This window comes from Mesorhizobium sp. CU3 (assembly GCF_006442965.1).
In the GTDB taxonomy this organism is placed as follows: Bacteria; Pseudomonadota; Alphaproteobacteria; order Rhizobiales; family Rhizobiaceae; genus Mesorhizobium.
In genome coordinates this window covers 23644-48057 of sequence record NZ_VFWX01000006.1, presented here as the reverse complement: position 1 = coordinate 48057, position 24414 = coordinate 23644, and the positions used below count along the sequence as shown (strand labels likewise).

Annotated in this window: 33 protein-coding genes; 11 read left to right on the top strand and 22 right to left on the bottom strand. The window is 64.6% G+C overall.

Annotated features, from left to right (window positions below; translation table 11 throughout):
- Positions 1-11: 11 nt before the first annotated feature.
- The 4 genes from dapD (at position 12) to FJ988_RS10910 (ending at position 2395) form a co-directional block, all read left to right on the top strand.
- Positions 12-866 (top strand): 2,3,4,5-tetrahydropyridine-2,6-dicarboxylate N-succinyltransferase, encoded by an 855-nt coding sequence (gene dapD, locus FJ988_RS10925; protein ID WP_140817360.1) that lies wholly within the window; start codon positions 12-14, stop codon positions 864-866.
- Positions 867-938: 72 nt separating this feature from the next.
- Positions 939-1301, top strand: coding sequence for a DUF805 domain-containing protein (locus tag FJ988_RS10920; RefSeq protein ID WP_140817358.1), 363 nt, complete (start codon positions 939-941; stop codon positions 1299-1301).
- Entirely contained in the window at positions 1294-1671 is a 378-nt protein-coding gene (locus FJ988_RS10915) for a DUF805 domain-containing protein (protein ID WP_140817356.1), read from the top strand. The genes FJ988_RS10920 and FJ988_RS10915 overlap by 8 nt, the downstream gene beginning before the upstream one ends.
- Before the next feature lie 7 nt (positions 1672-1678).
- Positions 1679-2395 (top strand): hypothetical protein, encoded by a 717-nt coding sequence (locus tag FJ988_RS10910; protein WP_140817354.1) that lies wholly within the window; start codon positions 1679-1681, stop codon positions 2393-2395.
- On the opposite strand, the gene FJ988_RS10905 is transcribed toward FJ988_RS10910, so the two are convergent.
- Positions 2355-3389, bottom strand: a complete 1035-nt coding sequence (locus FJ988_RS10905; RefSeq protein ID WP_140817352.1) for a 2-dehydropantoate 2-reductase — start codon at positions 3387-3389, stop codon at positions 2355-2357. The two genes, FJ988_RS10910 and FJ988_RS10905, sit on opposite strands and share 41 nt — an antisense overlap.
- Positions 3390-3504: 115 nt before the next feature.
- Here FJ988_RS10905 and dapE point away from each other — a divergent pair, with 115 nt between their 5' ends.
- Entirely contained in the window at positions 3505-4704 is a 1200-nt protein-coding gene (gene dapE / locus FJ988_RS10900) for a succinyl-diaminopimelate desuccinylase (protein ID WP_140817350.1), read from the top strand.
- Between the two features lie 2 nt (positions 4705-4706).
- Positions 4707-5312, top strand: a complete 606-nt coding sequence (locus FJ988_RS10895) for a transporter (RefSeq protein WP_140817818.1) — start codon at positions 4707-4709, stop codon at positions 5310-5312.
- Here FJ988_RS10895 and truA read toward each other — a convergent pair.
- Genes truA through FJ988_RS10870 form a run of 5 tightly spaced genes read right to left on the bottom strand, consistent with a single transcriptional unit; the run spans position 5309 to position 8305 of the window.
- Positions 5309-6100, bottom strand: a complete 792-nt coding sequence (gene truA / locus FJ988_RS10890) for a tRNA pseudouridine(38-40) synthase TruA (protein ID WP_140817348.1) — start codon at positions 6098-6100, stop codon at positions 5309-5311. The two genes, FJ988_RS10895 and truA, sit on opposite strands and share 4 nt — an antisense overlap.
- A gap of 20 nt (positions 6101-6120) precedes the next feature.
- Positions 6121-6627: a GNAT family N-acetyltransferase gene (locus FJ988_RS10885; RefSeq protein WP_140817346.1), complete on the bottom strand. Its 507-nt coding sequence runs from the start codon at positions 6625-6627 to the stop codon at positions 6121-6123.
- Positions 6624-7559, bottom strand: a complete 936-nt coding sequence (fmt, locus tag FJ988_RS10880) for a methionyl-tRNA formyltransferase (RefSeq protein ID WP_140817344.1) — start codon at positions 7557-7559, stop codon at positions 6624-6626. Before fmt ends, FJ988_RS10885 begins: the two co-directional genes overlap by 4 nt.
- A 36-nt stretch (positions 7560-7595) precedes the next feature.
- A complete protein-coding gene (locus tag FJ988_RS10875; RefSeq protein WP_140817342.1) occupies positions 7596-8021 on the bottom strand; it encodes a type II toxin-antitoxin system VapC family toxin in 426 nt (141 codons plus the stop codon).
- Positions 8018-8305 (bottom strand): plasmid stabilization protein, encoded by a 288-nt coding sequence (locus FJ988_RS10870; protein WP_140817340.1) that lies wholly within the window; start codon positions 8303-8305, stop codon positions 8018-8020. Before FJ988_RS10870 ends, FJ988_RS10875 begins: the two co-directional genes overlap by 4 nt.
- Positions 8306-8462: 157 nt before the next feature.
- Between FJ988_RS10870 and FJ988_RS10865 the strand changes: the two genes are divergently transcribed.
- On the top strand, positions 8463-8720 hold the full coding sequence (locus tag FJ988_RS10865; RefSeq protein WP_140817338.1) for a hypothetical protein: 258 nt from the start codon (positions 8463-8465) through the stop codon (positions 8718-8720).
- A gap of 3 nt (positions 8721-8723) precedes the next feature.
- Here FJ988_RS10865 and def read toward each other — a convergent pair whose 3' ends face one another.
- Complete coding sequence (gene def / locus FJ988_RS10860; protein WP_140817336.1) at positions 8724-9254, bottom strand: peptide deformylase; 531 nt, start codon at positions 9252-9254, stop codon at positions 8724-8726.
- Between the two features lie 103 nt (positions 9255-9357).
- Here def and FJ988_RS10855 point away from each other — a divergent pair, with 103 nt between their 5' ends.
- Entirely contained in the window at positions 9358-10611 is a 1254-nt protein-coding gene (locus FJ988_RS10855) for a DNA recombination protein RmuC (protein ID WP_140817334.1), read from the top strand.
- A 113-nt stretch (positions 10612-10724) separates the two neighbouring features.
- Here FJ988_RS10855 and FJ988_RS10850 read toward each other — a convergent pair whose 3' ends face one another.
- The 4 genes from FJ988_RS10850 to FJ988_RS10835 all read right to left on the bottom strand — a co-directional run bounded on the left by FJ988_RS10850 (position 10725) and on the right by FJ988_RS10835 (position 13979).
- Positions 10725-10970 (bottom strand): hypothetical protein, encoded by a 246-nt coding sequence (locus FJ988_RS10850; RefSeq protein WP_140817332.1) that lies wholly within the window; start codon positions 10968-10970, stop codon positions 10725-10727.
- A 285-nt stretch (positions 10971-11255) separates the two neighbouring features.
- Entirely contained in the window at positions 11256-11873 is a 618-nt protein-coding gene (locus FJ988_RS10845; RefSeq protein ID WP_140817330.1) for a transglutaminase-like cysteine peptidase, read from the bottom strand.
- A gap of 187 nt (positions 11874-12060) precedes the next feature.
- Positions 12061-13338 carry a polyhydroxyalkanoate depolymerase gene (locus FJ988_RS10840; protein ID WP_140817328.1) on the bottom strand — a complete coding sequence of 426 codons (1278 nt, stop codon included), beginning with the start codon at positions 13336-13338 and terminating at the stop codon, positions 12061-12063.
- A 278-nt stretch (positions 13339-13616) separates the two neighbouring features.
- Positions 13617-13979 carry a septal ring lytic transglycosylase RlpA family protein gene (locus FJ988_RS10835; protein WP_140817326.1) on the bottom strand — a complete coding sequence of 121 codons (363 nt, stop codon included), beginning with the start codon at positions 13977-13979 and terminating at the stop codon, positions 13617-13619.
- Between the two features lie 310 nt (positions 13980-14289).
- Between FJ988_RS10835 and FJ988_RS10830 the strand changes: the two genes are divergently transcribed.
- Complete coding sequence (locus FJ988_RS10830) at positions 14290-14475, top strand: hypothetical protein (protein ID WP_140817324.1); 186 nt, start codon at positions 14290-14292, stop codon at positions 14473-14475.
- A gap of 34 nt (positions 14476-14509) precedes the next feature.
- Here the strand turns inward: FJ988_RS10830 and FJ988_RS10825 are convergent, their stop codons facing one another.
- The 10 genes from FJ988_RS10825 to FJ988_RS10780 form a co-directional block, all read right to left on the bottom strand.
- Positions 14510-15313, bottom strand: coding sequence for an ATP-binding cassette domain-containing protein (locus FJ988_RS10825; protein WP_140817322.1), 804 nt, complete (start codon positions 15311-15313; stop codon positions 14510-14512).
- An 8-nt stretch (positions 15314-15321) separates the two neighbouring features.
- Positions 15322-16101 carry an ABC transporter permease subunit gene (locus FJ988_RS10820; RefSeq protein ID WP_140817321.1) on the bottom strand — a complete coding sequence of 260 codons (780 nt, stop codon included), beginning with the start codon at positions 16099-16101 and terminating at the stop codon, positions 15322-15324.
- Positions 16098-17261, bottom strand: coding sequence for an FMNH2-dependent alkanesulfonate monooxygenase (gene ssuD / locus FJ988_RS10815; protein WP_140817319.1), 1164 nt, complete (start codon positions 17259-17261; stop codon positions 16098-16100). Before ssuD ends, FJ988_RS10820 begins: the two co-directional genes overlap by 4 nt.
- A gap of 74 nt (positions 17262-17335) precedes the next feature.
- On the bottom strand, positions 17336-18292 hold the full coding sequence (locus FJ988_RS10810; RefSeq protein WP_140817317.1) for a sulfonate ABC transporter substrate-binding protein: 957 nt from the start codon (positions 18290-18292) through the stop codon (positions 17336-17338).
- A gap of 167 nt (positions 18293-18459) precedes the next feature.
- Positions 18460-18645 (bottom strand): hypothetical protein, encoded by a 186-nt coding sequence (locus FJ988_RS10805; protein ID WP_140817315.1) that lies wholly within the window; start codon positions 18643-18645, stop codon positions 18460-18462.
- A 21-nt stretch (positions 18646-18666) separates the two neighbouring features.
- Positions 18667-19524: an ABC transporter permease subunit gene (locus FJ988_RS10800; RefSeq protein WP_140817313.1), complete on the bottom strand. Its 858-nt coding sequence runs from the start codon at positions 19522-19524 to the stop codon at positions 18667-18669.
- Entirely contained in the window at positions 19521-20309 is a 789-nt protein-coding gene (locus FJ988_RS10795; RefSeq protein ID WP_140817311.1) for a taurine ABC transporter ATP-binding protein, read from the bottom strand. The genes FJ988_RS10800 and FJ988_RS10795 overlap by 4 nt, the downstream gene beginning before the upstream one ends.
- A 153-nt stretch (positions 20310-20462) precedes the next feature.
- Complete coding sequence (tauA, locus tag FJ988_RS10790) at positions 20463-21479, bottom strand: taurine ABC transporter substrate-binding protein (RefSeq protein WP_140817309.1); 1017 nt, start codon at positions 21477-21479, stop codon at positions 20463-20465.
- Positions 21480-21649: 170 nt separating this feature from the next.
- Positions 21650-22054 (bottom strand): GFA family protein, encoded by a 405-nt coding sequence (locus FJ988_RS10785; protein ID WP_140817306.1) that lies wholly within the window; start codon positions 22052-22054, stop codon positions 21650-21652.
- Between the two features lie 31 nt (positions 22055-22085).
- Positions 22086-23045 (bottom strand): cation diffusion facilitator family transporter, encoded by a 960-nt coding sequence (locus FJ988_RS10780; RefSeq protein ID WP_140817304.1) that lies wholly within the window; start codon positions 23043-23045, stop codon positions 22086-22088.
- Between the two features lie 228 nt (positions 23046-23273).
- Here FJ988_RS10780 and FJ988_RS31370 point away from each other — a divergent pair, with 228 nt between their 5' ends.
- Positions 23274-23399 carry a hypothetical protein gene (locus tag FJ988_RS31370; RefSeq protein WP_080680894.1) on the top strand — a complete coding sequence of 42 codons (126 nt, stop codon included), beginning with the start codon at positions 23274-23276 and terminating at the stop codon, positions 23397-23399.
- Positions 23400-23587: 188 nt separating this feature from the next.
- Positions 23588-23902 carry a quaternary ammonium compound efflux SMR transporter SugE gene (gene sugE, locus FJ988_RS10770; RefSeq protein ID WP_140817301.1) on the top strand — a complete coding sequence of 105 codons (315 nt, stop codon included), beginning with the start codon at positions 23588-23590 and terminating at the stop codon, positions 23900-23902.
- Between the two features lie 66 nt (positions 23903-23968).
- Here the strand turns inward: sugE and FJ988_RS10765 are convergent, their stop codons facing one another.
- Positions 23969-24397, bottom strand: a complete 429-nt coding sequence (locus FJ988_RS10765) for a DUF6481 family protein (protein ID WP_140817299.1) — start codon at positions 24395-24397, stop codon at positions 23969-23971.
- Positions 24398-24414: the final 17 nt, after the last annotated feature.

The window sequence follows — 24414 nt, the reverse complement described above, 5'->3', positions numbered from 1 at the left end:
GGAGCAATTTCATGTCGAAGCCCGATCTGGCGAGCCTCGAAAAGACCATCGAGAAGGCCTTCGAGGAACGCGACGCGATCTCGACCGCGACCCGCGGCGAAGTGCGCGACGCCATCCAGTCGGCGCTCGATCTGCTCGACCGCGGCACGGTGCGCGTCGCCGAACGGCAGGACGACGGCAAATGGCATGTCAACCAGTGGCTGAAGAAGGCGGTGCTGCTCTCATTCCGGCTGAACCCGATGGAAGTCATCAAGGGCGGGCCGGGCGAAGCCGTATGGTGGGACAAGGTGCCGTCGAAGTTCGACGGCTGGGGCGCCGTCGATTTCGAGAAGGCCGGCTTCCGCGCCGTGCCGTCCTCGGTCGTGCGCCGCTCGGCCTATGTCGCGCCGGGCGCGGTGCTGATGCCGTCCTTCGTCAATGTCGGCGCCTATGTCGATAGCGGCACCATGGTCGACACCTGGGCCTCGGTCGGCTCCTGCGCGCAGATCGGCAAGAACGTGCATCTGTCCGGCGGCGTCGGCATCGGCGGCGTGCTGGAGCCGATGCAGGCAGGGCCCACCATCATCGAGGACAATTGCTTCATCGGCGCGCGCTCCGAGGTGGTCGAGGGCTGCATCGTGCGCGAGGGATCGGTGCTCGGCATGGGCGTCTTCATCGGCCAGTCGACCAAGATCGTCGACCGCGCCACCGGCGAGGTCTTCTATGGTGAGGTGCCGCCGAATTCGGTCGTCGTCGCAGGCTCGATGCCGGGCAAGAATTTTCCCAACAACGAGCCCGGCCCCAGCCTCTACTGCGCCGTCATCGTCAAGCGCGTCGACGCCAAGACCCGCTCCAAGACCTCGATCAACGAATTGCTGCGCGATTGATCTTTTCGGTAAACGGCAGCACCTTCCGCCGGCGCGACATTCCGTCGCGCTGGTTCAACACGGAGGGGCGTTATGGACTGGAAGTATCTGCTGACAAGCTTCGACGGCCGCATCAACCGCGCCAAGTTCTGGGCCGGCATCGGCATATTCATCGTCATCGCCATTGTTGCCTTCATTCTCGACTCGATCCTCGGCACTCGCTTCACGACGTCCAGCGGCGCCCAAGTCGGCATCATCGGCCTTCTCGTCGCTCTCGCATCGGTCTATTTCGCGATTGCTCTCTACGCCAAACGCTGGCACGACCGTAACAAGTCGGGTTGGTGGACGCTGATTGGTTTCATACCGATCATCGGCGGCATTTGGCTGCTGGTCGAACTCGGCATACTCGAAGGCACCAGAGGCGCCAATCAATACGGACCGGACCCGCTTGCCTGAAAAATCAGACTTCAGCTGGCTCTTCTTCAAGGCCTCGGGCCGCGTCAGCCGCGCGGCCTATTTTCTTGGCGTGATGCTGGTCACCATCGTGCAGGCTTTTCCTATCTATCACTTCGGGCGAGCGCTCGAAGGCAGCCCGGAAAGCGAGACTTGGTGGGCCATTTCCGCCGTTGTATTCATAGTCTCGCTCTGGCCGTTTTTCGCGCTTGCCGTGAAGCGGCTGCATGATCTCGACAAGCCGGGCATCATTTCACTGGTCCTGTTCGTACCGGTCGTATCGATCCTCGCCTTTCTCCTGCTTTGCCTTTATCCCGGGCAGCCGACGCCGAACCGCTATGGCAGGCGCACCAATGCGCCGGCCGACGGCTGAGATAGCCATGCGCTACCGCTCGCTTAACCCCACGCGGATCATCGAGACCGCCCAAAGGCTCGAAGAGCGTGTCGCCGAGCGATTTCCGGAGCGAGGGCTGAGCGCCGTCGCCGCCGAACTGGTGTCGCTGTCGCGCGATCTGGCCAAGGCCGCCAGGGAACTGGAAGCGCCGATCTGGTGGCTGCGCGGCGTCATCGTCGCGGCCTTCATCGCCGGTGTGGCGATGTTCCTGTTCGTCGGCACCATATTGCCGCTCGACCGTATCTCGGGCGCCGACGACGCGGTGCAGTCGATGCAAGGCATCGAGGCGACGATCAACACAGTCATCCTGGCCGTGCTCGGGCTGCTGGCATTGATCCGCACCGAGGAGCGCATCAAGCGCAAGAAAGTGTTCAAGCAGCTGCACAGTCTGCGCTCGCTGATCCACGTCATCGACATGCACCAGCTGACCAAGGATCCGGCGACGCTCTCGGCCGATTTCAAGCCGACCGCGCATTCGCCGCAGCGCATCACCAATGCCGCCGACCTCGCCCGCTATCTCGACTATTGTTCTGAGATGCTGTCGATCACCGGCAAGATCGCCGCGCTGTTCGCGCAATCGGTCAATGACGATGTCGTCATCAACGCCGTCAACGACATCGAGAACCTGGCCTCCAACCTGTCGCGAAAGATCTGGCAGAAGATCACGCTGATCGAGGAACGCCCGCGACGGCGTCGGGCCTAAGCCCGGGCGGGCCGCGTTTTTCGGCTTCAGCCTGACGCACCAGCGTGGTGACGCGCTGGTTGACCGGCGTCGGAGTTCCGGTTTGCCGCGCCAAGCGGATGACCGCGCCCTGCAACTCGTCGATCTCGGTCGGGCGGCCTCGCTTGAGATCGTCCCACATCGAGGCGCGCGCCCGCGGATCGATCGCCAGCATGCGGCGGGCAAGAATGCCGAACAGCCAGTCCGGCAGCCGCAGCACTTTCGGCAGCAACGACGACGGCAGGGCGGCGATGCGCGCCGGCGCAATGCCCGATGCCTTCATCGCGGCAAGCGCCTCGTCGATCTGCGCCGCGAGGATCACCCGCCAGTTGCGGTCGGCCAGTTGCCTTGCCAGCGGCAGGTCGGAGAGCGCCACCAGCGCATTGTTGAGGTTCATCAGCAATTTGCTCCACTGCACCGCCTTCATGTCGGTGCGCGCCTCGACGGCAAGCCCGTCGACATCGAGCAATTCGACCAGGCCGTCGACGCCGGCATCGATCATCACCTCGCCCTGGCTGGCGCGATGGACGTGAAACGGCACTTCCCCGTCCGGTGACTGGATGACGTTGAACATCACCATGCCGGTCAGCACCCGCCAGCCTGGAAGGCCGGCGCGCAGCCTGTCGGCATTGTCGACCCCGTTCTGCAGGCTGATCACGATGGCGTCCGGACGGGCATGGGCGGCAATCGACTTCGCCATCTCCTCTGTGCCGCCGCTCTTGACCGTCACCAGGATGATGTCGGCCCCGCGCAGCGCCGCCGCTGGATCGTCGGTCGCCGAAACCGTTTGCGCATCGAGGCGGCCATCGAAGCCATCCAGATCGCTGACGCGTAAGCCATCCTTGCGCATGGTCTCGACGATGCGGCCGCGGCCGAGGAAGATCACCTTGCGTCCGGCCAGCGCCAGGCAACCGCCGACATAGCAGCCGATGCTGCCGGCGCCGGCAATCGCGATCGTTTTTCCTTCGTCGGCCATGCAATCATCCTCATCTGGCCTGTAACTATACCGCATGAAACCCATATTGTCGGGGCATGACCGGCGATCATCTGCCACCGTGACACATCAAACGCTTTCGACTATCGCTTTGCCCATGACATTGCCGACCGACCCTGCCCAGAACCTTGCCGCCCTGATCCGCTGCCCGTCCGTGACGCCTGCCGAAGGCGGCGCGCTTGGCGCGCTGGAGCAAATGCTGAAACCGCTCGGCTTCGCTGTCGAGCGTCCTGTCTTTTCGGAAGACGGCACGCCGGACATCGAAAACCTCTATGCGCGGCGCTCGGGCAACGGCCCGCATCTGATGTTTGCCGGCCATACCGATGTCGTGCCGGTGGGCGACGAGGCTGCCTGGACGCATCCGCCCTTCGCCGCCGAGATCGCCAATGGCGAGATGTATGGCCGCGGCGCCGTCGACATGAAGGGCGGCATCGCCTGCTTCATCGCCGCAGTGGCGCGTCACGTCGAAAAGAACGGCGGGCCGAAAGGCTCGGTCTCGCTGCTGATCACCGGCGACGAGGAAGGCCCGGCGATCAATGGCACGACGAAGCTGCTAGAATGGGCTGCCGCCAAGGGCGAGAAGTGGGACGCCTCGATCGTCGGCGAGCCGACCAACCCGGATGCGCTGGGAGACATGATCAAGATCGGCCGGCGCGGTTCGCTGTCGGGCAGCGTCGTCGTGCATGGCCGTCAGGGTCACGCCGCCTATCCGCAGCTTGCCGACAACCCAGTGCGCGGGCTGATGAGCCTGGTCGACGCACTGCTCCATCCGGTGTTCGACAAGGGGACGAAGGATTTCCAAGCCACCAACCTGGAAGTGACGTCGATCGATGTCGGCAATCCGGCGACCAACGTCATCCCGGCCAAGGCGACCGCCACCTTCAACATCCGCTTCAACGACACCTGGACCGCCGAGACGGTTCAGGCCGATATCCACAACCGCCTCGACCAGGCGGCGGGCCGCAAGAAATACCGGCCGGGCAAAAAGACGCCGGTGGAATACGAGCTTGTCTGGCGCGACCGGCCGAGCCACGTTTTCCTGACCCGGGACGACAAGCTGATCGATACGTTGAAGAGCTCGGTCCAGGCGGCGGTCGGCAAGACGCCGGCGCTCTCCACCTCCGGGGGCACCTCGGACGCGCGTTTCATCAAGGATTATTGCCCGGTGGTCGAGTTCGGCCTGGTCGGCAAGACCATGCATATGGTCGACGAGCGCGTGGCGCTGGCCGATCTGGAGACGCTGACGAAGATCTACGAGCGTTTCATCGAAGACTGGTTCGGGCAGGACCTCGCGTGACGATGCTGTCGGCGGACGAAACCTACGCTTCGCTGGCCGGCGCCTGGCGGCTGATGTTCGGCAAGACCGACGGTTTGCGCCTGCTCGATCTGTCGGCGGACGGTTTCTGGAACTCGTTCTTCGCCATCGTCGTCGCGGCGCCGGCGATGATCGTCGGCTGGGTGGAATTGGCCAATGAGATCGGCGATCCCGACGCCTTCACCGGCCGCCTCGGCATACTGATCCGGCTGGCGACAGTCGACATCGGCTCCTGGGTACTGCCCTTGGTGGCGCTGGCGCTGGTCGCGCCGCGCGCCGGCATAGGCGGGCGCTTCGTCCATTATGTCGTCGCCTCCAACTGGGCGTCGGCGATCATTGCATGGCTGATGCTGCCATCGGCGCTGGTCAGGCTCTTCCTGTCTTCGACGAGCGAGATTAGCAGCGGCGTGTCCTTCGTCCTGTTCCTGCTTTCCATCGTGCTAAGCTGGCGGATGACCAACGCGACCATCGGCAAGGGCGCCGCCGTCGGCACCGCCGTTTTCGTCGGCATGTTCATGGCATCGCTGCTCGTGCTGTTCGGGTTGCAGGCGCTGCTCGGCATCACCATACCGGACGGCACGACGGGTTAGGCGTCGGTGTCTTCATCGACGCCTGTCGGCTTCTCCATTGTCTGCGCATAGTCGACGCCCACCAGAAACAGCCCATCCGGCGGCGCCACCTGGCCGCAGGCGGCGCGGTCGCGCGCTTCGAGCGCCGTCTTGAGATCGGCGGAGCCCCAGGAGCCGTCGCCGACGCGCCGCAACGATCCCACCATCGAGCGCACCTGGTTGTGCAGGAAGGAGCGCGCCGAGGTCCGCACCTCGATGAAGTCGCCATCGCGGCTGACATCCAGTTGCGCAAGCGTGCGGACCGGGCTTTCGGCCTGGCACTGGGTGGAGCGGAAGGTGGTGAAATCATGCCGGCCGAGCAGCACTTTCGCCGCCTCATGCATGGCTTCGGCGTCGAGCCGCTTCGGCACCCACCAGACCTTGCCCTTTTCCAGCGCGGCAGGCGCGCGGCGGTTGAGGATGCGGTAGAGATAGTGGCGCGCGGTGGCGGAGAAGCGGGCGTCGAAACCGTCGGCGACCATCGTCGCCTTCAGGACGGCGACGCGCGCGCCGGCCGCCTGCAGGTGCGCGTTGACGGCATCGCGCACCTTGTCGCCCGCCCAGTCCCTGGTGAGGTCGACATGCGCGACCTGGGCGGTGGCGTGCACGCCGGCATCGGTTCTGCCGGCGGCACGTATTCTTACGTCCTCACCGCAAAACTTCCCGATCGCCTGCTCGATCGCCTGCTGCACCGAGGGCTGGTCCGCCTGGTGCTGCCAGCCGGCGAATTGGCTGCCATCATATTCGATGTCGAGCCGAAAACGCGGCATAAGTGACTGGCGCTCGCCGCTTAGGCGGCAAGCGCGGTAAAGGCCGAAGCGTAGACGAGCTTGCCGGCCTCAGGAGCTTCGCCCCAGGCCAATGCCTGCAGCGCCTCGCCCTGGTACTCGCTCTCGAACTTCTCGGCGCGGGCGTGGGTGTAGCCGAAGCGGCCGTAATAGGCCGGATCGCCCAGCACCACGGCAAGCCGCTCGCCGGCTTCCTTGAGACGCAGATGCGCCTCGCGGATCAGCGCGCCGCCAATGCCGGTGCCGTGGAAGGACGGTTCGACCGCCAGTGGCGCCAGCGCCACGGCCGCGAACTGCTTGCCGCCGTTCTGCACGAAAAGCCGCGAGAACAGGATATGGCCGACGACCTGGCCGTCTTCCTCGGCAACCAGTTCGACGACGGCATCGCCGCCATTGATCAACGCATCGACCAAGCCGGCTTCCGCCTGCTGGCCGAACGCATGCTCCTCAACGAGACGGATCGCATCGCGATCCCGCGGCGTCGCCGCGCGTATCGACATCATGCTCATGTCAGTTTCATTCCTTTTTCGATCTTGGCCCCGCGCAAAAACTCCTGCGCGGCGGCGGGCTTTCCGCCCGCCCGTTGAACTTCGACCAGCCTGACCGCGCCTGCCCCGCAGGCAACCGTCAGCCGGTCATCGAGAATTCCTCCCGACTCGCCGACGCCTTCAGAAAGCGTCGAGCGAAGCAGTTTCAGCCGCTCCATGCGGCCGCCAATTTCGACTTCGCACCAGGCGCCCGGAAAGGGCGAAAGGCCGCGAATGTGATCGTGGACTTCGCCAGAAGGCCGCGTCCAGTCTACGCGTGTCTCCGATTTATCGATCTTTCGCGCGTAGGTCACCCCTTCCGTCGCCTGTAGGGTAAATGTCAGACAATTTATCCCCAACTGCGCGAGCGCTTCGACCATCAAAGATGCGCCCTGAGCCATCAGGCGGTCATGCAACTCGCCGGCGGTCATATCGGGTGCGATGGCGCATTTTTCAACCAGAGCAACCGGACCGGTGTCCAAACCCTCTTCCATCTTCATCACCATCATGCCGGTTTCGGTGTCGCCGGCCATGATCGCGCGTTGGATGGGAGCAGCACCACGCCAGCGTGGCAAAAGCGAGGCATGGCCGTTGAGGCAGCCGAGCCGAGGCGCATCCAGAACAGCCTTCGGCAGCAACAATCCATAGGCGACCACCACGCAGACATCAGCCCGCAGAGCCGCGAAGGCCTGTTGCTCGGGCTCATTCTTCAGCGATGTCGGTGTCCGCACATCGAGGCCCAGCCGCTCCGCCTCGCGCTGCACCGGCGACGGCGTCAGTTCCAGCCCGCGCCGGCCCGCGGCGCGCGGCGGCTGCGTGTAGACGGCCGCGATCTCGTGACCGGCCTCGGCGATGGCGCGCAAGGTCGGCACGGAAAAATCCGGCGTGCCCATGAAAATGACGCGAAGCGGCATGACGTGCTGCGATCCTGTTTTCGACCTGCGGTTGGCTCAGGCGCCCGCTTCAAAAGGGTTTACGAGCTTCAGGTCAAGCCCGTCGAAATCTCGGACGTTGCGCGTCGCCAGTGTAGCGTCATGCGCGAGACAAATCGCAGCGATCATGGCGTCGGAAAGACTGATTGGCCGACCGATCCGCTCGCGTGCTGCCCGAAGCTTGCCAGCGAGCAGGGGGGCAGAACCGGCAAACTCCACGATACGGCCGGCAAATTGCTGCGACATCAGGTGATCGAGCACCTTGATGTAGCGGTCCGAACCCGTCTTGGTCAAAAACCGCTCCGCGCCGAAGGACTGCTCCATGACGACAGGGCCGCTTAGATAGAGGTCGAGAAGGTCCTGTTTGCGGAACCAAGCGGAGACATTCGCATCGGGTGCCGGCTTGCTGGCTTCGGAAATGACATTGGTATCGAGGACGATCACTCGAACTCCTCGACCGGACGACCGAAGTCACGTTTCCGTTCCGCTTCGATTTTGTCCATCACCTCGGCGAATTCGTCGCCGATTGCGTTTTCAGCCGAGAATGCTGAGCGAATCGCGTCCCATGCCGACAGGCCGGGCTCTGGTTTGCTTTCCTTTTCCGCGACCATGCCCTTGCGTAGAAGATCGATCGCCTTGCCGGACAGGCTCTGGCCGCCCTTGCGTGCGGCTTGCTCTATTTCGCGTTTCAATGGTTCGGGAATACCCCGGATCAGCATATCACCCATCAGGCGCCTCCAAGTTGATATCAATGATATCATCAGAGGAGCACTTGCTCAATATGGGTTTCAGCCTCTAACTATGGCTGCTGGTACGGTTCGTTAACTCTATACCAATAAGATTGCGCGCATAATTCGAAGCACCTGTTCCCAGGTGAGCCTTCTTATGCAGCGTGGTAACGAGCCTTTTGGAAAACGCAGTACGCCAATCGCCGAGTTCAAATCGGTCGAGGAGCAGTACAACAAAGGCGTGCTGTCGAAACGACGAGAACGAAATGTCGCCATATACGTCACGCCGTTGTTAGCAGTCGGATTCGTTGTGGTATTGATCTTCTCGCCGGAGTCGCGCGCGCTTGCGCTTGAAATCGGCGCTAAAGGCATAGAGCTCGGTCGAGATTGGCTTCTGCGTGGGCTGCTCGAATAGGCCCTATCCGACCATGCGGCCCGGCGCCTTGTCCTTGGCGAGCTTCTTGAATTTCTTGACCACCATGTCGCGCTTGAGCTTCGAGATGTGGTCGATGAACAGCACGCCGTTGAGGTGGTCGATCTCGTGCTGCAGGCAGGTAGCCATCAAGCCCTCGGCCTGGACTTCCTGCTGCTTGCCGTCGCGGTCGAGATACTTCACCCGCACCGAGGCCGGGCGCTCGACCTCGGCATAATAATCGGGGATCGACAGGCAGCCTTCCTCATAGACCGAACGCTGGTCGGAGCTTTCGAGCACTTCCGGGTTGATGAAGACATGCGGCTGAGGCGGCTCGCCTTCCTTGGCGAGGTCGATGACCAGGAGTCGCCGAGGCTCGCCGATCTGGATCGCCGCAAGGCCGATGCCCGGCGCGTCATACATGGTTTCCAGCATGTCGTCCGCCAGCCTGCGCAAATCGGCGTCGACACGCTCCACCGGCTTGGAGAGCTGGCGCAGAATGGGATCGGGAAGGATGATGAGCGGCTTGATCGACATGGCGTCTCACCTAGGACGTCGTTGGAAAAGCGTCAACGGGGACATTGGTGCGTCGTTCACGTTTTGATCTGTGCCGACGGGCCGAATCGGCTATGCTGCCGCCATGAACGACATGACGTCCATCCTTTCGCAGCCCATCGCGCGGCTCGGCGCTATCACGATCACGCTTGGACAGGCGCTGGGTTTCGGCGCGGTGCTGACGCTTGTCCTGTTCGTGGCGCTGGTGGTCGCTCTGTGGCGCTCAGCCGGGGCGCGAGCGGTTGCGGCGGCAGAAGCGGCCGACCATGCCCGCGACACGGAAGCACGGATGGCCGACATCATGCAGGCGCAAGCCGAGATGCAGGGCCGCATGGGCGCGATCGCCGACGTGTTCGGCGCAAGGCAAGCGGAGTTGACCCAATCGCTCGGGCAGCGGCTCGACGCCATGACCGGCAGGATCGGCCAGACCATGGCCGAGCAGACCAAATCGACGCATGAGAGCCTGGCCAAGCTGCAGGAGCGGCTGGCGGTGATCGACACCGCGCAAGGCAACATCCAGTCGCTGGCCGGCCAGGTGGTGCAATTGCAGGCGATCCTGTCCAACAAGCAGACGCGCGGCGCCTTCGGCCAGTCGCGCATGGAGGCGATCGTCGCCGACGGCCTGCCGCATGGCGCCTACGAGTTCCAGGCCGGCCTTTCCAACGGCAGCCGGCCGGACTGCCTTGTGCGCATGCCGAACGGCGCGCCGTCGCTCGCCATCGATGCCAAATTCCCGCTGGAGGCGTGGAACGCCATCCGCGCCGCCGAAGGCGAGAGCATGCAGAAGGTGGCGGCGCAGGCTTTTCGGCGCGACATCGAGGTGCATATCCGCGATATCGCCGAGAAATACCTGATCCAGGGCGAGACGCAGGACACCGCCTTCATGTTCGTGCCGTCGGAATCGGTGTTTGCCGAGATCCACGAGAATTTCGAGGCGGTGGTGCAGAAGGCGCACCGCGCCCGCGTCGTCATCGTCTCGCCGTCACTCCTGATGCTGTCGATCCAGGTCATCCAGGCGATCCTCAAGGACGCGCGCATGCGCGAACAGGCGCATCTGATCCAGGGCGAGGTCATCCGGCTGATGGAGGATGTGGGGCGTGTCGACGAGCGCGTACGCCGGCTGCAGACGCATTTCGGCCAGGCCGCCAAGGATATCGATGACATCCTCGTGTCGACATCGAAGGTGACCAAGCGCGGCCAGAAGATCGAAGCGCTGGAATTCGCCGAAGGCGAGACCGAGCCGCCGCGCAACGGCCCGGCGAAGGCCGAGGCCGGCGCGCGGGTGGCGGACTCCAAGACTGGGCAGTTGCGGCTCAGGGTCGTAGAAGACGGCGAATAGGCTCGTCGTCGTCGTTCCAGGGCGAAGCGAAGCGGAGACCCTGGAATGACGAAGCCGCGAGGGCGGAGGCGCGGTGCTATGCCGGGCCAGCCCTCGCGATTTCTCGCTCGTGATCAGGGCTTGCCAGCTCCAGCGCCGTTGGTGCTGCTACCCCGGCCGCCATTGTTGTTGTGGTCGCCGCGCCCGCCATTGCCGCCGCCCAGGCAATTGGCGGAGCTCATGCTGCAACAGCGGCCGCTCCAGAGATCGTTGAGGTTGGTCTTGGCGCAGCTCTTGTAGGTCTCGTCCGCCAGGGCCGATCCGGCCAGGGCCGATATGGCGACAGCGGTAAGCAAGGTATTGCGCAGAAAAGCAGTCATTTGATTTCTCCATGGTTGGTACACGGATGTGTGTCGCCGTCCCGGAGAAAAAGGTTCATGGGGTTTTGGAAAAAATGGTTTTTGAGAGCGAAGCCCTCTCTCTTCGTCATCCCCGGGCTTGACCCGAGGATCCATGCCGTGACCCTTGCCGAAGGGTGCAACTGGCCAGAATTCTGTAAACGATACAACGCCTCAGCGTCACGGCATGGATTCTAGGGTCTACGCCGCGTCGCTTCGCCCCTTGCTTCGCCCTAGAATGACGAAACTGAGGGCGGTGCCCCAGCTTTACTCCACCGAGCCGACGAGCACGGCCTGGCCTTCGCGGATCGACACCCAGCGTCCGGTGTTGTCGATCGCCTGGCGCTTGAGGAAGCGGTAGCCGGTGGCATCCCAGGCCTTGACCTTGTCGGTCAAGTTGTCGAGCACATAGTCGCCCTTATCGGTGCGCACCGTCAGCACCGAATGTCCCTCGCCGTCCGGCTTGCGCACGACGGTGATCAGGAGGTCGGCAAGCGAGATGCCCATGTGCGAAAGCTCGCGGCGCTTTTCCAGCACATAGTCCTCGCAATCGCCATAGCCGTCGTCCGGATAGGCCCAGACTTCGTCCTTGCCATAATGATCGAGGTCGCTCATCGGCTTGACCGCGGCGTTGACCCGGGCGGAGATATTGACCAGCTTGCGCCACAGGCCGTCGGTCATCTTGGCAGGCGCCAGATTGGCCGGGCGGATGTTGCATTCGTTCGGATGCAATTTGCAGAAATCATAGTGGCCGATCGGCTGCGAGGTCAGTCCGCCGGTGACCATGGCGCCCGCCGCCCAGGCCGGCACCGCCCAATGCGCCGAAACCGTCAGCCCTGCGACTGCACATAAACGCAATACTCGCGTCATCGCTGAGGAAGTCATTGTCCCCGCCCGCCCTGTTTATTAACGAAACGTTAATGGCGATTTACAGTCCGTGTCAATTAGGGACAGCGGCTTGTTTGACGGCATGGTTACCCGCGCGGTCCCGTAGCGGCAGTTTCGCAACAGAAGCGACAGGGCAACACGGATGGCCGCCGGGATGGCGGCTCATTGATGAAGGGTTTTTTGCTCAGCTCTTGGCGGAGCGCACGAGCTTCGGCTTGGCGGCCACGCGCTGCTGGCGGCCGTAGCTGGCAATGAAGTCGGCGATGCGCGGCACGATTTCCGAGCGGAAGCGCGAGCCGTTGAAGACGCCATAATGGCCGACGGCCGGCTGCATATAGTGGACGCGCTTGTCGGCCGGGATGTTGACGCACAGGTCATGCGCCGCCTGGGTCTGGCCGAGCCCGGAAATGTCGTCGTTCTCGCCCTCGATGGTGAGCAGCGCGACGTTGCGGATCGCCTTGGTGTCGACCGGCTCGCCGCGATGCTTCATCTCGCCCTTCGGCAAGGCGTGCCGCACGAACACGGTATCGACCGTCTGCAGGTAGAATTCGGCGGTCAGGTCCATGACCGCCAGATACTCGTCATAGAAGTCGCGATGCTTCTCGGCATTGTCGCCGTCATGCTTCACAAGGTGCATGAAGAAGTCCTTGTGGGCGATGATGTGGCGGTCGAGATTCATGCTCATGAAGCCCGACAATTGCAGGAAGCCTGGATAGACCTCGCGGCCGAAGCCCGGCACCGGCCAGGGCGCCCGCATCACGACATTGTCGCGGAACCAGTCGATGCCCTTTTCCTCGGCCAGCAGATTGACCGCGGTCGGGTTGCGGCGCGTATCGATCGGTCCGCCCATCAGCGTCATAGTCGCCGGCACGAAGGGATCGCCGCGCTTTTCCATCAGCGCCACCGCCGCCAGCACCGGCACCGAAGGCTGGCACACCGCCATCACATGCGTGTCGGGGCCGAGCGCATGGAACATATCGATCACATAGTCGATATAGTCGTCGAGATCGAAGCTGCCCTGCGACAGCGGCACCATGCGGGCATCGACCCAGTCGGTGATGTGCACGTCGGCATAGGGCAGCATCGCCTCCACCGTGCCGCGCAGCAGCGTCGCATAGTGGCCCGACATCGGCGCCACGATCAGCAGCTTCGGGTCGGCCTTGCGGCCGGCGGGCAGCGAACGCTCGAAGCGGATGAGGTTGCAGAACGGCTTCGACCACACGGTCTTTTCGGTGACGTCGACGTTTTTCCAGTCGACCACCGTCTTGTTCAGGCCGAACTGCGGCTTGCCGTAGCGGCGCGTGGTGCGCTCGAACAATTCGGCGGTCGCCGCGACGGAGCGACCGAAGGCCGTGTGCGAAACCGGGTTGAGCGGGTTGGAGTAGAACAATCGGACCGCGTCGGCGTAAAGTCGCGCCGGCTGCAGCGCCGCATGGTTTAGTTCGTAGAGCTGGTAGAACATCGACAACCCCGCTGCCGTCCGACGACCAAAAAAGGGACGACGAACAGCGCCGAGCCTTGAATGTCTCGCGCGGAGGTTAACAAGATATTGTTGCGATGCAATACGTCATTTTGTCTGACGAATGCATCCTTGGTCCAAACTGTTGAAAACCGGCCACTGGAGCCGGAGCCGGCTCAATGTGCGCTGCCGAAATGTGAAGGATATGTGTCCGGCCCCTCTGCCGGACGCCAGACCATGATCCAGGTCTTGCGAAAGATCATGGTCTTGGAAGCTATCGTTCAGACGCGCGCCATGCAGACGGCGGTGTGGCCGGAGCCGATAAAGCCGAGCTGGCTGGCGGCGCCGCGGGACAGGTCCAGCACACGGCCCTTCACGAACGGACCGCGATCGTTGATGCGCACGATGACGCTGCGGCCGTTGTCCTTGTTGGTGACCCTGAGCTTGGTGCCGAAGGGCAGGCTGCGATGGGCGGCGGTCATGGCCGAGGGGTTCATGCGTTCCCCTGAGGCGGTTCTGGAATGCAGCGCATACCAGGAAGCGCGGCCGCACTGCGCGGCGGCGGAGGAGGCGGACGAGGCGCCGGCCATCAGGCCAGCCGCGATCGTTACCGCGACAAGCGCGGTCTGGTTAATCTTCTTCATCTTTTGGGGATGGCTCCGTTAACAGATAGCCCCGCCGTTAAGTATCGAATGAGGCAGGAAATGCGGCATTGATCTGGCGGTTCCGTGGCGAGGGCACACGTTTGGAGTCGCCGCGAAACAGTTTGTCATGATATTGACGGCGCCTCGCCGGCGTATTCTCAATGAATATCGAGCCGCTTCCGAACCCATTTCGGGCAAGATCGACCGACAAGATTACAAGTAGAGCGAAGCGGAACTACTTCGCTTGCTGAGGGTCTTTTGATGCGCGCCCGCTGCCTCTCAGGATCGACTTTCAAAGGAGGATTGGCCGATGCGATTGATCAGAATTGTGCTGGCGCTGCTGGTGCTTGGCATCGGCGCGCTGTGGTCGCTACAGGGCCTGGGGCTGGTGCACGGCTCCTTCATGACCGGTCAGCGCCAGTGGCTCTATATCGGGATCGTCACCATGCTGGTCGGCCTCATCGGACTCTACTGGGCGAACCGCCGGCGGATCTGAGCCGCGCGGCCACCGGAGCAACACGGGCTGCCGGTCAGTCCCGGTTGAACAGCTGATCCAGGATCCTGCCCTCCAGGCTGGCAAGCTCGGCCGAGCCGCGCCGGCGTGGGCGCGCCACCGGCACGGCGAGATCGAGCGCGATCCGGCCGGCGCTGATGACCACGACACGATCGGCAAGCGCCACTGCTTCGGCCACGTCGTGCGTCACCAGCACGGCGGTAAATTTCTGGTCGAGCCAGATTCGCTCCAGAAGCTGCTGCATCTCGATGCGGGTGAGCGCGTCGAGCGCGCCGAGCGGCTCGTCGAGCGCCAGGATCCGCGGCCGACCGACCAGCGCGCGGGCCAGCGCCACGCGCTGCTTCTGGCCGCCGGAAAGCACGGACGGCCACTCTTCGGCGCGGTCGGCGAGCCCAACCGCGTCGAGCATGGCCAGCGCGCGCTGGCGCGCCTCGGCGCCGGACGCGATGCCGGTAAGCCCGACCTCAACGTTCCGCGCCACGCTGGCCCAGGGCAGGAGCCTTGGCTCCTGGAACATGAAACGCGTGCGGCCCCCGCCTGCATCGCCGGCGTCGAAGGCGAGCGCGCCGGAGGTCGGCCGGTCGAGCCCGGCCAGCAGCCTGAGCAGCGTGCTCTTGCCGCAGCCGCTCTTGCCGATGACGGCCACGAACTGCCCGGACGGCACCTCGAGGTCGATGCCGTCGAGCACGGTCTTGTCGCCGAAACGTCTGCCTACGCCTTGGAAGGCGAAGGCGCGCGGCCGATCGGGAGCCTCGGCCGGCCTGTAGAGCTGCGGCGGGGCGACCAACGGACGGATGGCGGTCAGGCTGGCGGCCGGCATGGCGGACCTCATCGGCGCTGGAAGGCGGGATGCCAGCCGAGCGACAGCCGCTCGAGCAGGCGGGCGAGGCTATCGGCAAGCTTGCCGAGCAGCGCGTATATCAGGATCGACAGCACGACGACGTCGATCAAAAGGAACTCGCGCGCCTGCATCGCCATATAGCCGAGGCCGGAGCTGGCCGAGATCGTCTCGGCGACGATCAGCGTCAGCCACATGATGCCGAGCGCATAGCGCAGGCCGACGAAGATCGACGGCAGCGCGCCCGGCAGGATCACCCGGAAGAACAGCGCACGGCTGTCCATGCCATAGACCCGGCCCATTTCGACGAGCTGCGGATCGACGCTCTGGATGCCGAGCAGCGTGTTGACGTAGATCGGAAAGAACACGCCGAGCGCTACCAGGAAAAGCTTTGCTTCCTCGTCGATGCCGAACCACAGGATCACCAGCGGGATCAGCGCCAGATGCGGGATGTTGCGGATCATCTGCAGAGTCGTGTCGGTCAGCCCGCGGCTGAGCGTCGACAGCCCGTTGGCGAGGCCGAGCGCGAAGCCGATGGCGCCGCCGATGACGAAGCCCGAGAGCGCGCGCAGCGTCGAGACGCCGATATTGCGGACCAGCTCGCCCGACAGCGTCAGCCGCCAGAAGGCCTCCGCCACCGCGCTTGGCGCCGGCAGCACGTTGGCCGGGATCAGGCCGGCACGCGCGGCGGCTTCCCAGCCGGCGATGATTGCCGCCGGCAGCAGCCAGCCGGCGGCGCCGTTGCGAACGAGTCGCGCGACCGGGCTCATGACGCCGCCTGCAAGCGGGCGGCGCCATGGAAGCCGACCGTGAACTCGTTGGCGATGTCGCGATGCGCCCTGAGACGACTGGTGCCGAGGCCGAGGAGCGGGAACAAGAGCTCGGCGACGCGGTAGGCTTCCTCCAGATGCGGGTAGCCGGAGCCGATGATGGTGTCGATGCCGATCGCCTGGTATTCGCGGACGCGCTCGACGATCTGTTGCGGCGTGCCGACAAGCGCCGTGCCGGCGCCGCCGCGCACCAGGCCGACGCCGGCCCACAGATTGGGCGACACCACCAGCTTGTCCCGGCGGCCGCCATGCAATTCGGCCATGCGCCGCTGGCCGACCGAATCCATCTCCTTGAGGAAGCGCACCTGCGCGTTTTCGACCTGGGCGTCGGTGACGTGGCTGATCAGCCGCTCGGCAGCGCGCCAGGCCTCGTCCTCGGTCTCGCGCACGATGAAATGCAGCCTGATGCCGAAACGCAATGTCCGGCCGCGCGCTGCCGCCCTGGCGCGCGCCGCCGCGATCTTTTCCGCCACTTGGCGCGGCGGCTCGCCCCAGGTCAGGTACATGTCGACGAGGTCGGCGGCGAGCTCCTGTCCAGCGTCGGACGAGCCGCCGAAATAGAGCGGCGGCCGCTCCTGGTGCGGCAGGAGGTCCAGGCGCCCGTTCTCGACGCGGTAGTAGCGGCCGTCGAAATTCACCCGCTCGCCGGAAACAAGGCCGCGCCAGATGGTGAGGAATTCATGCGCCTGCGCGTAGCGCTCGTCATGCGGCAGGAACACGCCGTCGCCAGCAAGCTCGGTCGGATTGCCGCCGACCACGACATTGAGCAGGAGCCGGCCGTTGCTCAGCCTGTCGAGCGCCGCGGTCTGGCGCGCCGCGAAGGTCGGCAGCGTCACGCCGGGCCTGAGCGCCACCAGGAATTTCAGCTTTTCGGTGAGCGCGGCGAGGCCGGTGGCGGTGATCCAGGAATCTTCGCAATTCTGGCCGGTCGGCAACAGCACGCCGGGAAAGCCGAGCCGGTCGACGGCCTGCGCGACTTCCTTGAAGTAGCCGAACTCCGGCGGCCGCTGCTGCTTCTCGGTGCCGAGATAGGACCCGTCGCCATGCGTCGGGATGAACCAGAAGAAATCGAGCGGCGCGGCGCCTTCGGGTGCGGTCATGTCGATGTCCCGGAATTGCGGTCAAAAAGGCAGCGGCGCCGGGCAACGTGCCTGGCGCCGGAGGTGGAAAAGCGTCAGTTGCCGGGAGCGGTCCACACGGCGTCGGAAATCCTCACCGCTTTCGGGATCAGGCCTAGCTTGAAGAAGCGGTCGGCGGTCGCCTGTTGGCTGGCGACGATCTCGTCAGTGATCGGGAAGATGCCGAACTTGGCACGGTTGGCGGCGATCGTCTGGGCATCGAGCGGCACGCCGGTCACCTCATGCAGCGCCTCGGCCACCTTGTCACGGTTCTGGTCGGCCCATTTGGCTGCGTCGCCCAGCGAAGCGATGGTCGTCGAGACGAAGTCGGGATGCGCCTTGGCGAAATCCTTGTTGGCGAGGAAATAGGTGTTGACCTTGAGCACCTCGCTCGAGCGGGCGAGCACGCGCGGCTGGTAGCGCGTCTCGGCGATGGCGAAGAACGGATCCCACACCGCCCAGGCATCGATCTGGTCGGCGGCGAAGGCGGCCGCGGCGTCCGGTGGGCCGAGATAGACCGGCGTGATCTGGTCGAACGGGATGCCGGCCTTTTCGAGCGCCGCGACCAGCAGGTTGTGCGCACTGGTGCCCTTGCCGACGCCGATCCGCTTGCCTTTCAGGTCGGCGAGCGACTGGATCGGCGAGGCCTGCTTGACGAAGATCGCCTCGCCGTCGCCATTGGGCGGCAGCGCCGCCGCATAGACGATGTTGGCGCCGGCCGACTGGCCGAAGATCGGCGGCGCGTCGCCCGTCCAGCCGACATCGATGGCGCCTGCGTTCAAGGCCTCGACCAGCGGCGGACCGGCGGTGAACTCGACCCATTTGACCGTCACGCCCTTGTCGGCGAGCGCCTTCTCGATGAATTGCTGCTGCCTGGCGATGACCGGCAGGCCGGTCTTCTGGTAGCCGATGTTGAACTGCTTGAGCTCTTGCGCATGGGCGCCGAAAGCGCCGAGGGCGACGGTCGCCGCCAGCAGGCCGAAGCCGAAAACGCGTCTCGTCAGATGGAGCATTGATCCCTCTCGCTCGATTGGGGTGCCAAACGGCGCCCCGCTGGGTTGAATGGGATCAGGTTAGGTAAATCTATAAATTTAGTAGAGGAATGATCTTGCGAGTTGTCCTCGAAAGCCGGATTCATTTTCTAGTTGGAGTCGGGAAATGGCGGATCAGCGCGCCGGCATCACTGGGACCAGTATTGCCAGGCCCAATAGAAACTTTCGTCGCGGGGCGGCAGGCGGTCGCGTTCGGCGTTGAGCTTGACCGGGGCCGGCGATTTCGGCTCGCGGCCCGACGGCGCGTTGTCGGTTGGAAGCCGCAAAAGCCAGCTGCCGACATGGGCGAAAAGCAGCGCCGTGGCATGGGTCATCGTCCTTCTCCTTCGCGTCCCTCAATCCCGCCCCGCCCAGGGCACCAGCACCCGCTCGATCCGGCGGATGACGAATTCGAGCGCAAAGGCGATGATGGCGATCACCAGGATGCCCATCACCACCACATCGGTGACGAGGAACTGCGCCGCCGACTGGATCATGAAGCCGAGCCCGCGCGTCGCCGCCACCAGTTCGGCCGCGACCAGCGTCGACCAGCCGGCGCCGAGTGCGATGCGCAGGCCGGTGAGGATGGAAGGAAGCGCGCTGGGCAGGATGACATGGCGCACGACCTGGGCGCGCGTCGCACCCAGCGAGCGAGCCGCATCGACGCGTTCTCGCGAAACCCCGCGCACCCCGGCGGCAGTCGACAACGCCACCGGCGCCAGCATGGCGATGGTGATGACCAGGATCTTCGACGGCTCGCCGATGCCGAACCAGATGACGATCAGCGGCAGATAGGCGAGCGGCGGGATCGGCCGCAGGAATTCGAGCAGCGGGTCGAACACGCCGCGCCCGATCCTGCTGATGCCGATGGCGAGCCCGACCGGAACGCCGACGAGGATCGCCGCGATCAGCGCCGCGAAAACGCGCCAGAGACTGGCGGTGAGATGCTGCAACAGCGTCGCGTCGACGAAGCCGTCGCGGGCCACCACGACGAATTTCGTCCACACCGCCGCCGGCGAAGGCAGGAAGACCGGCGAGACGAGTTTCAGCTGGGCGGCGATCGTCCAGGCGGCGAGCAGGATGAGAATGGTAATCAAGCTGACCAGCCGCGCCGACACCGCGCGCCTGGGCCGGGGCCGCGACCACGGCACGGAAAAACCGTCGGTCTCGCCGGCTTTCGCGGCTGGACGTTCGCTATAGGCGCTGACGCTCATGCCGCTTCTCCTTCGAAGATCGCGTCGGTCAACTCGGCGCGGGCCGCGGCGAAGGCCGGATCGGCCTTGATGGCGCGGATCGGCTCGCCGGCGGCGTAGCGGCGGCCGAAATGCGTTTCGAAGGTCCGCACCACATGGCCGGGTCCGGGCGCCAGCACCACGATGCGGGTAGCGAGCACCAGCGCTTCCTCGATGCCATGCGTCACCATCAGCACGCCGACCCTGGACGCTGCCCACAGATCGAGCAGCGTCGTTTGCATGCGCTCGCGCGTCAGCGCGTCCAGCGCGCCGAGCGGCTCGTCGAGCAGCAGGAATTCCGGTTCGGCTGCCAAGGCGCGGGCCAGCCCGACACGCTGGCGCATGCCGCCGGAAAGCTCCCAGATGCGCTTGTCGCCGGCATCGGCAAGCTTGACCAGCTTGAGCAACTCGTCGGCGCGCCGCGCCCGTTTGTCGGCGGGCACGCCACGCAGCCGCAGCGCGAAAGCCACATTCTCGCGGGCGGTCAGCCAGGGAAACAGCGCGTCGTTCTGGAAGACGACGGCGCGGTCGGGTCCGGGCGCGGTGATCGGCCTGCCGCTCACGGTGGCCTGGCCGCGCGCGGGCGCGACCAGGCCGGCGGCAACGTTGAGCAGCGAGGTCTTGCCGCAGCCGGAGCGGCCGACCAGCACGACGAAATCGCCCCTACCAGAATCGCTTTTGCCGATATCGAGCGAGACGCGCTCGACCGCAGGCTGCGGCTGGCCGTCATAATGGACGCTGACCTTGTCGAGAACGAGATGCGGCATGGGGAACCTCGGCTGGGTATTGGGGCCTGCCCCGAAGCGCTCCTCGTAAAGCGGTCCCGGGGCAGGCAAGCGCAAGGCCAGGGAAGAGGGGCCGCGCTTGTCGGGCAATCCCGGAAAGGCGGTCATCCTTCCGAAATTGCCTGGAGAAACATGTCAGTTCGACGCGAGCGCCTCGCTGGCGTATTTCGCCGTCACATATTTCGAATAGTCGGGCAGCACCGCGTCGATCTTGCCCTGCTCCTTGAGGAAGGCCGAGGTCGCCGCGATCGCCTGCACCGTCGCGCCGCCAAGGAACTTGTCGGAGGCCTGCTCGTCGAGCGTCGGGAAGACATAGCCCTTGAGCAGCTCCGGCACCTCTTCCAGTTTGGCGCCGGTGAGCTTGGCGATCTTGCCGGCTTCCGGCGAAGAGACGGACCAGGCTTCCGGCTTTGCCAGGAACTGGGCATAGGCGGCGCCGGTCACCTTGACGAAGTCGCGCACGGCCTCGGGATGTTTTTCGGCGAAATCGGTGCGCACGATCCAGGCGTCGAAGGTCGGCGCGCCCCAGGCCGCGACCTGCGAAGAGTCCAGCACCACCTTGCCGGTGGTCTTGACCTGGCCGAGCGCCGGATCCCAGACATAGGCCGCGTCGATGTCGCCGCGCGCGAAGGCGGCGGCGATCTCCGGCGGCCTCAGATTGAGGATCTCGACCGACTTCGGATCGACGCCTTCATGCTTGAGCGCCGCAAGCAGGCTGTAATGCGTGGTCGAGACGAACGGCACGGCGACCTTCTTGCCGGCGAGGTCGGCGACCTTCTCGATGCCTGAGCCATTGCGGGCGACCAGAGCTTCCGACGGCCCGATCAGGCCGACGACGAAGATGGTCTGGATCGGCAGCTCGCGGCTGGCGGCCGCGGCCAGCGGGCTCGACCCGACATAGCCGATATCGACCGAGCCGGAGGCGATCGCGGCGATGACGTCGGCGCCGGAATCGAACTTGCGCCAGTCGATCGCGGCCTTGGTCGCCTTTTCATAGGCGCCGTCGGCCTGCGGCACTTTCGATGGCTCGACCACCGTCTGGTAGCCGATGGTGATCTTTAGGTCCTCGGCCGAGGCCGGACCGAGCAAGGCGGCTCCTGCGAGAGCAGCAGCCGACGACAGAAGCAGAATGCGTCGTGAAAGGATTGACATTGAAAGGCTCCATAAACCCCGAGAAACCGGATTGCCTTTCTATCGTCCGCTAATTCTATCGGGTTTGTAGAGTTAAATCCTTCCAACCAAACCGGGTTTCTTGGAAAAGTGTCGCCAGCTACCGGCGGCGCAGGCGCAAAAGGACGGTCGCGGTCTTCCGGTTCCTTTGTCTACTGCCCTTCGACAGTCGTCATCTCCTCGAACGCCGGCAGCCAGTGCAATGCCGAGCGGTGCCAGACCTGCTTTTTCGGCACCAACTCCTCGCGCTGGCGCGCCGTGCCGACCCGGATGCCATACACTTTCGGCCCGTCGCCCACCGAGGTGGCATAAAGATGCGAGCCGCATTCGCCGCAAAAGCCCTGCGCGCGCTTGGCGCCGGACGCTCCGGTCTTGATATAGACCTTGGGCGTGCCCCTGGTGATGCGGTAGTCGCTCTCCGGCGCCGGGACCGTCACGCGGAACGCGGTGCCTGTCAGCTGTTGGCAATCCGTGCAGTGGCAGATCGAGGTCTTTTCCGGGTCGACCTCCGCTTCATAGGCAATCGCGCCGCAATGGCATCCGCCGTCGATCCTCATCGAAGAATTCCTCCCTGTAGTTTCGCCAAGCCTATCCTCCCTCGGAGGCATCGGCGATGGCCTTGCGCCGTTGCTCCCATGTGCCAGCGGTCTGCGGCTTGACGAACAGCCTGGTGACCTCCGGCATCTCCTTTTTGAAGCGCGCTTCCAGCCGCTCGACGCAGGCCTCGATCTCCGGCGCGGTGAGATGATCCTCGAACTCGATGCTCAGGCCGGCGACGATCTCCTGCGGCCCGAGGTGGACGGTGAGAACGCCGTTCGCCCGCTGCACGGCGGGGTCTTTTTGCGCGACCGCCAGCATCTTCTCCTGCACGTCGGGCGAGGCCGGCTCGCCGATCAGCAGGCCCTTGCTTTCGCGCGCCAGGAAGATGGCGGTAGCGCCGAGGATGACGGCGATGCCGATCGAGGCGACGCCGTCGAGCTTGGGCATCTCCAGCAACTCCGCGGCCAATATGCCGGCGAAGGCGACGATGAGGCCAAGCAAGGCGGCGCTGTCCTCGAACAGCACGGTATAGACGCTCGGATCCTTGCTCGACTGCACGGCCTGCAGCCAGCCCTGCCGGCCCTTCTGCTGTCGGAATTCCTTCAGCGCCACCAGCCAGGAGCTGCCCTCGAACAGGAAGGAGAGGCCGAGCACGATATAGTTGACCTTGGCGTTGACGACCGGCTCGGGCGCCATGATGTGGATGACGCCTTCATAAAAGGAGACGCCGGCGCCGAGCGCGAACACCAGCAGCGCAACGATGAAGCTCCAGAAATAGAGCTCGCGCCCGTGGCCGAGCGGATGGGTGCGGTCTGCAGGACGCGCGGCGCGATGCATGCCGTAGAGCAGCAGCCCGCCATTGCCGGTGTCGACCAGCGAATGCACGCCTTCCGACAGCATGGCGGACGAACCGGTGAAGAGAGCCGCGGCGAACTTGGTCAGCGCGATCGCGAGGTTGCCGGCCAGCGCGGCGTAGATCACCCGTCTCGAACCGCTATGCCCTGCCATCCGCTTCCACTTCCCGACTTATGCATCGAGCTTAGCGGCCGGCCGGCCGAAGCTCCACAGGCAATGCATCGGGCGCCCCGAGGTTCAACAATCGGGACCTCGAGCAAGGTTTGGCCGCCGAAAATCGGTTGACAGCCGGCCGACCGGCCTCATGAGCGGATGCAACCTCTTGCAGTCCGGCATTTCTCTTGTTTCACTCCTCGCGTCCATCAATCGGAGGAGCGAATCATGGCTAAAGGTGCGATGAAGGCAGGCAAGGAAGCCCGCAAGCCGAAGAAGGATGCCAAGAAGCCCGCAGCGGCCCCCGCGCTCAAGGCGCCGCCGGTCAAGGCGATTCGCATCAAGGAAAAGTAACCGCCTGACTCGAGTCGATCCGGCTTATTGTTTCAAACCGGCGGCGTGAGAATGCTGCCGGTTTTTGTTGATCGGGGATAAGGCTCCCTATATCTGCTGGGCGAGGACGACCTCGCTTCCCCGAAAAACCGGCCGGGACGACCCGCCCCCAGCATCGCAACCGATGCTGGAATGACGGAGTTCTTGCGATGTCCTGGATTTTTCTGTTTTTCGCCGGCCTGTTCGAGATCGGCTGGGCGATCGGCCTGAAATATACCGACGGCTTCTCCAAACCATTGCCGACCGTGCTCACCGTCGCCTCGATGGTCGTCAGCCTCGGCTTGCTCGGCCTGGCGCTGAAGACGCTGCCCGTGGGCACGGCCTATGCGGTGTGGACCGGGATCGGCACCGTCGGCACGGCGCTGCTCGGCATCTGGCTGCTGGGCGAACCGGCGACCGTGGTGCGGCTTGCCTGCATCGGTCTGATCGTCAGCGGCATTGTCGGGCTGAAGCTGGTGGCCTGACTTCAAGACAAACGCGATCAGGGCCGCTTTTGGCGACCCTGATTCATTTTTGAACGAACCCGGCGGTTAGCGCGCGGAGAAGCCCGGAGGGGTCCGGCCGACGCGTGCCTTGCGGGCGGCGTAGCGCGCATCGCGCTTGGCCTTGCGCTCGGCTTCGTCGGAGAGCAGGCGCGAGATGCGCTCGGTCTCTTCGGCTTCGCGGATCTTCGCCTCGGCCGCGGCAGCCTCTTCGGCTGCAATGCGGGCCGCTTCGGCAGCCGCTTCGCGCTCGGCCTTCTCGGCCGCTTCGCGCGCCAGCTTTTCCTGCTTCAGCCTTGCCTTCTCGGCTTCGCGGATTTCGCGGGCCGCGAGGATCGCTTTGCGTTCGGCCTGGCGCGCCAGCACGGCAGGATCGTCCGCCGCCGGCTTTGCCTTGAAGCGCTCGAGCAGCGCCTTCTTTGCCTCGTTCGCGGCATTGCGCCGCTCGAAAATGTCTTTTTCCCTGTAGATAGCCAAGTCCACTTCCTTGCAGT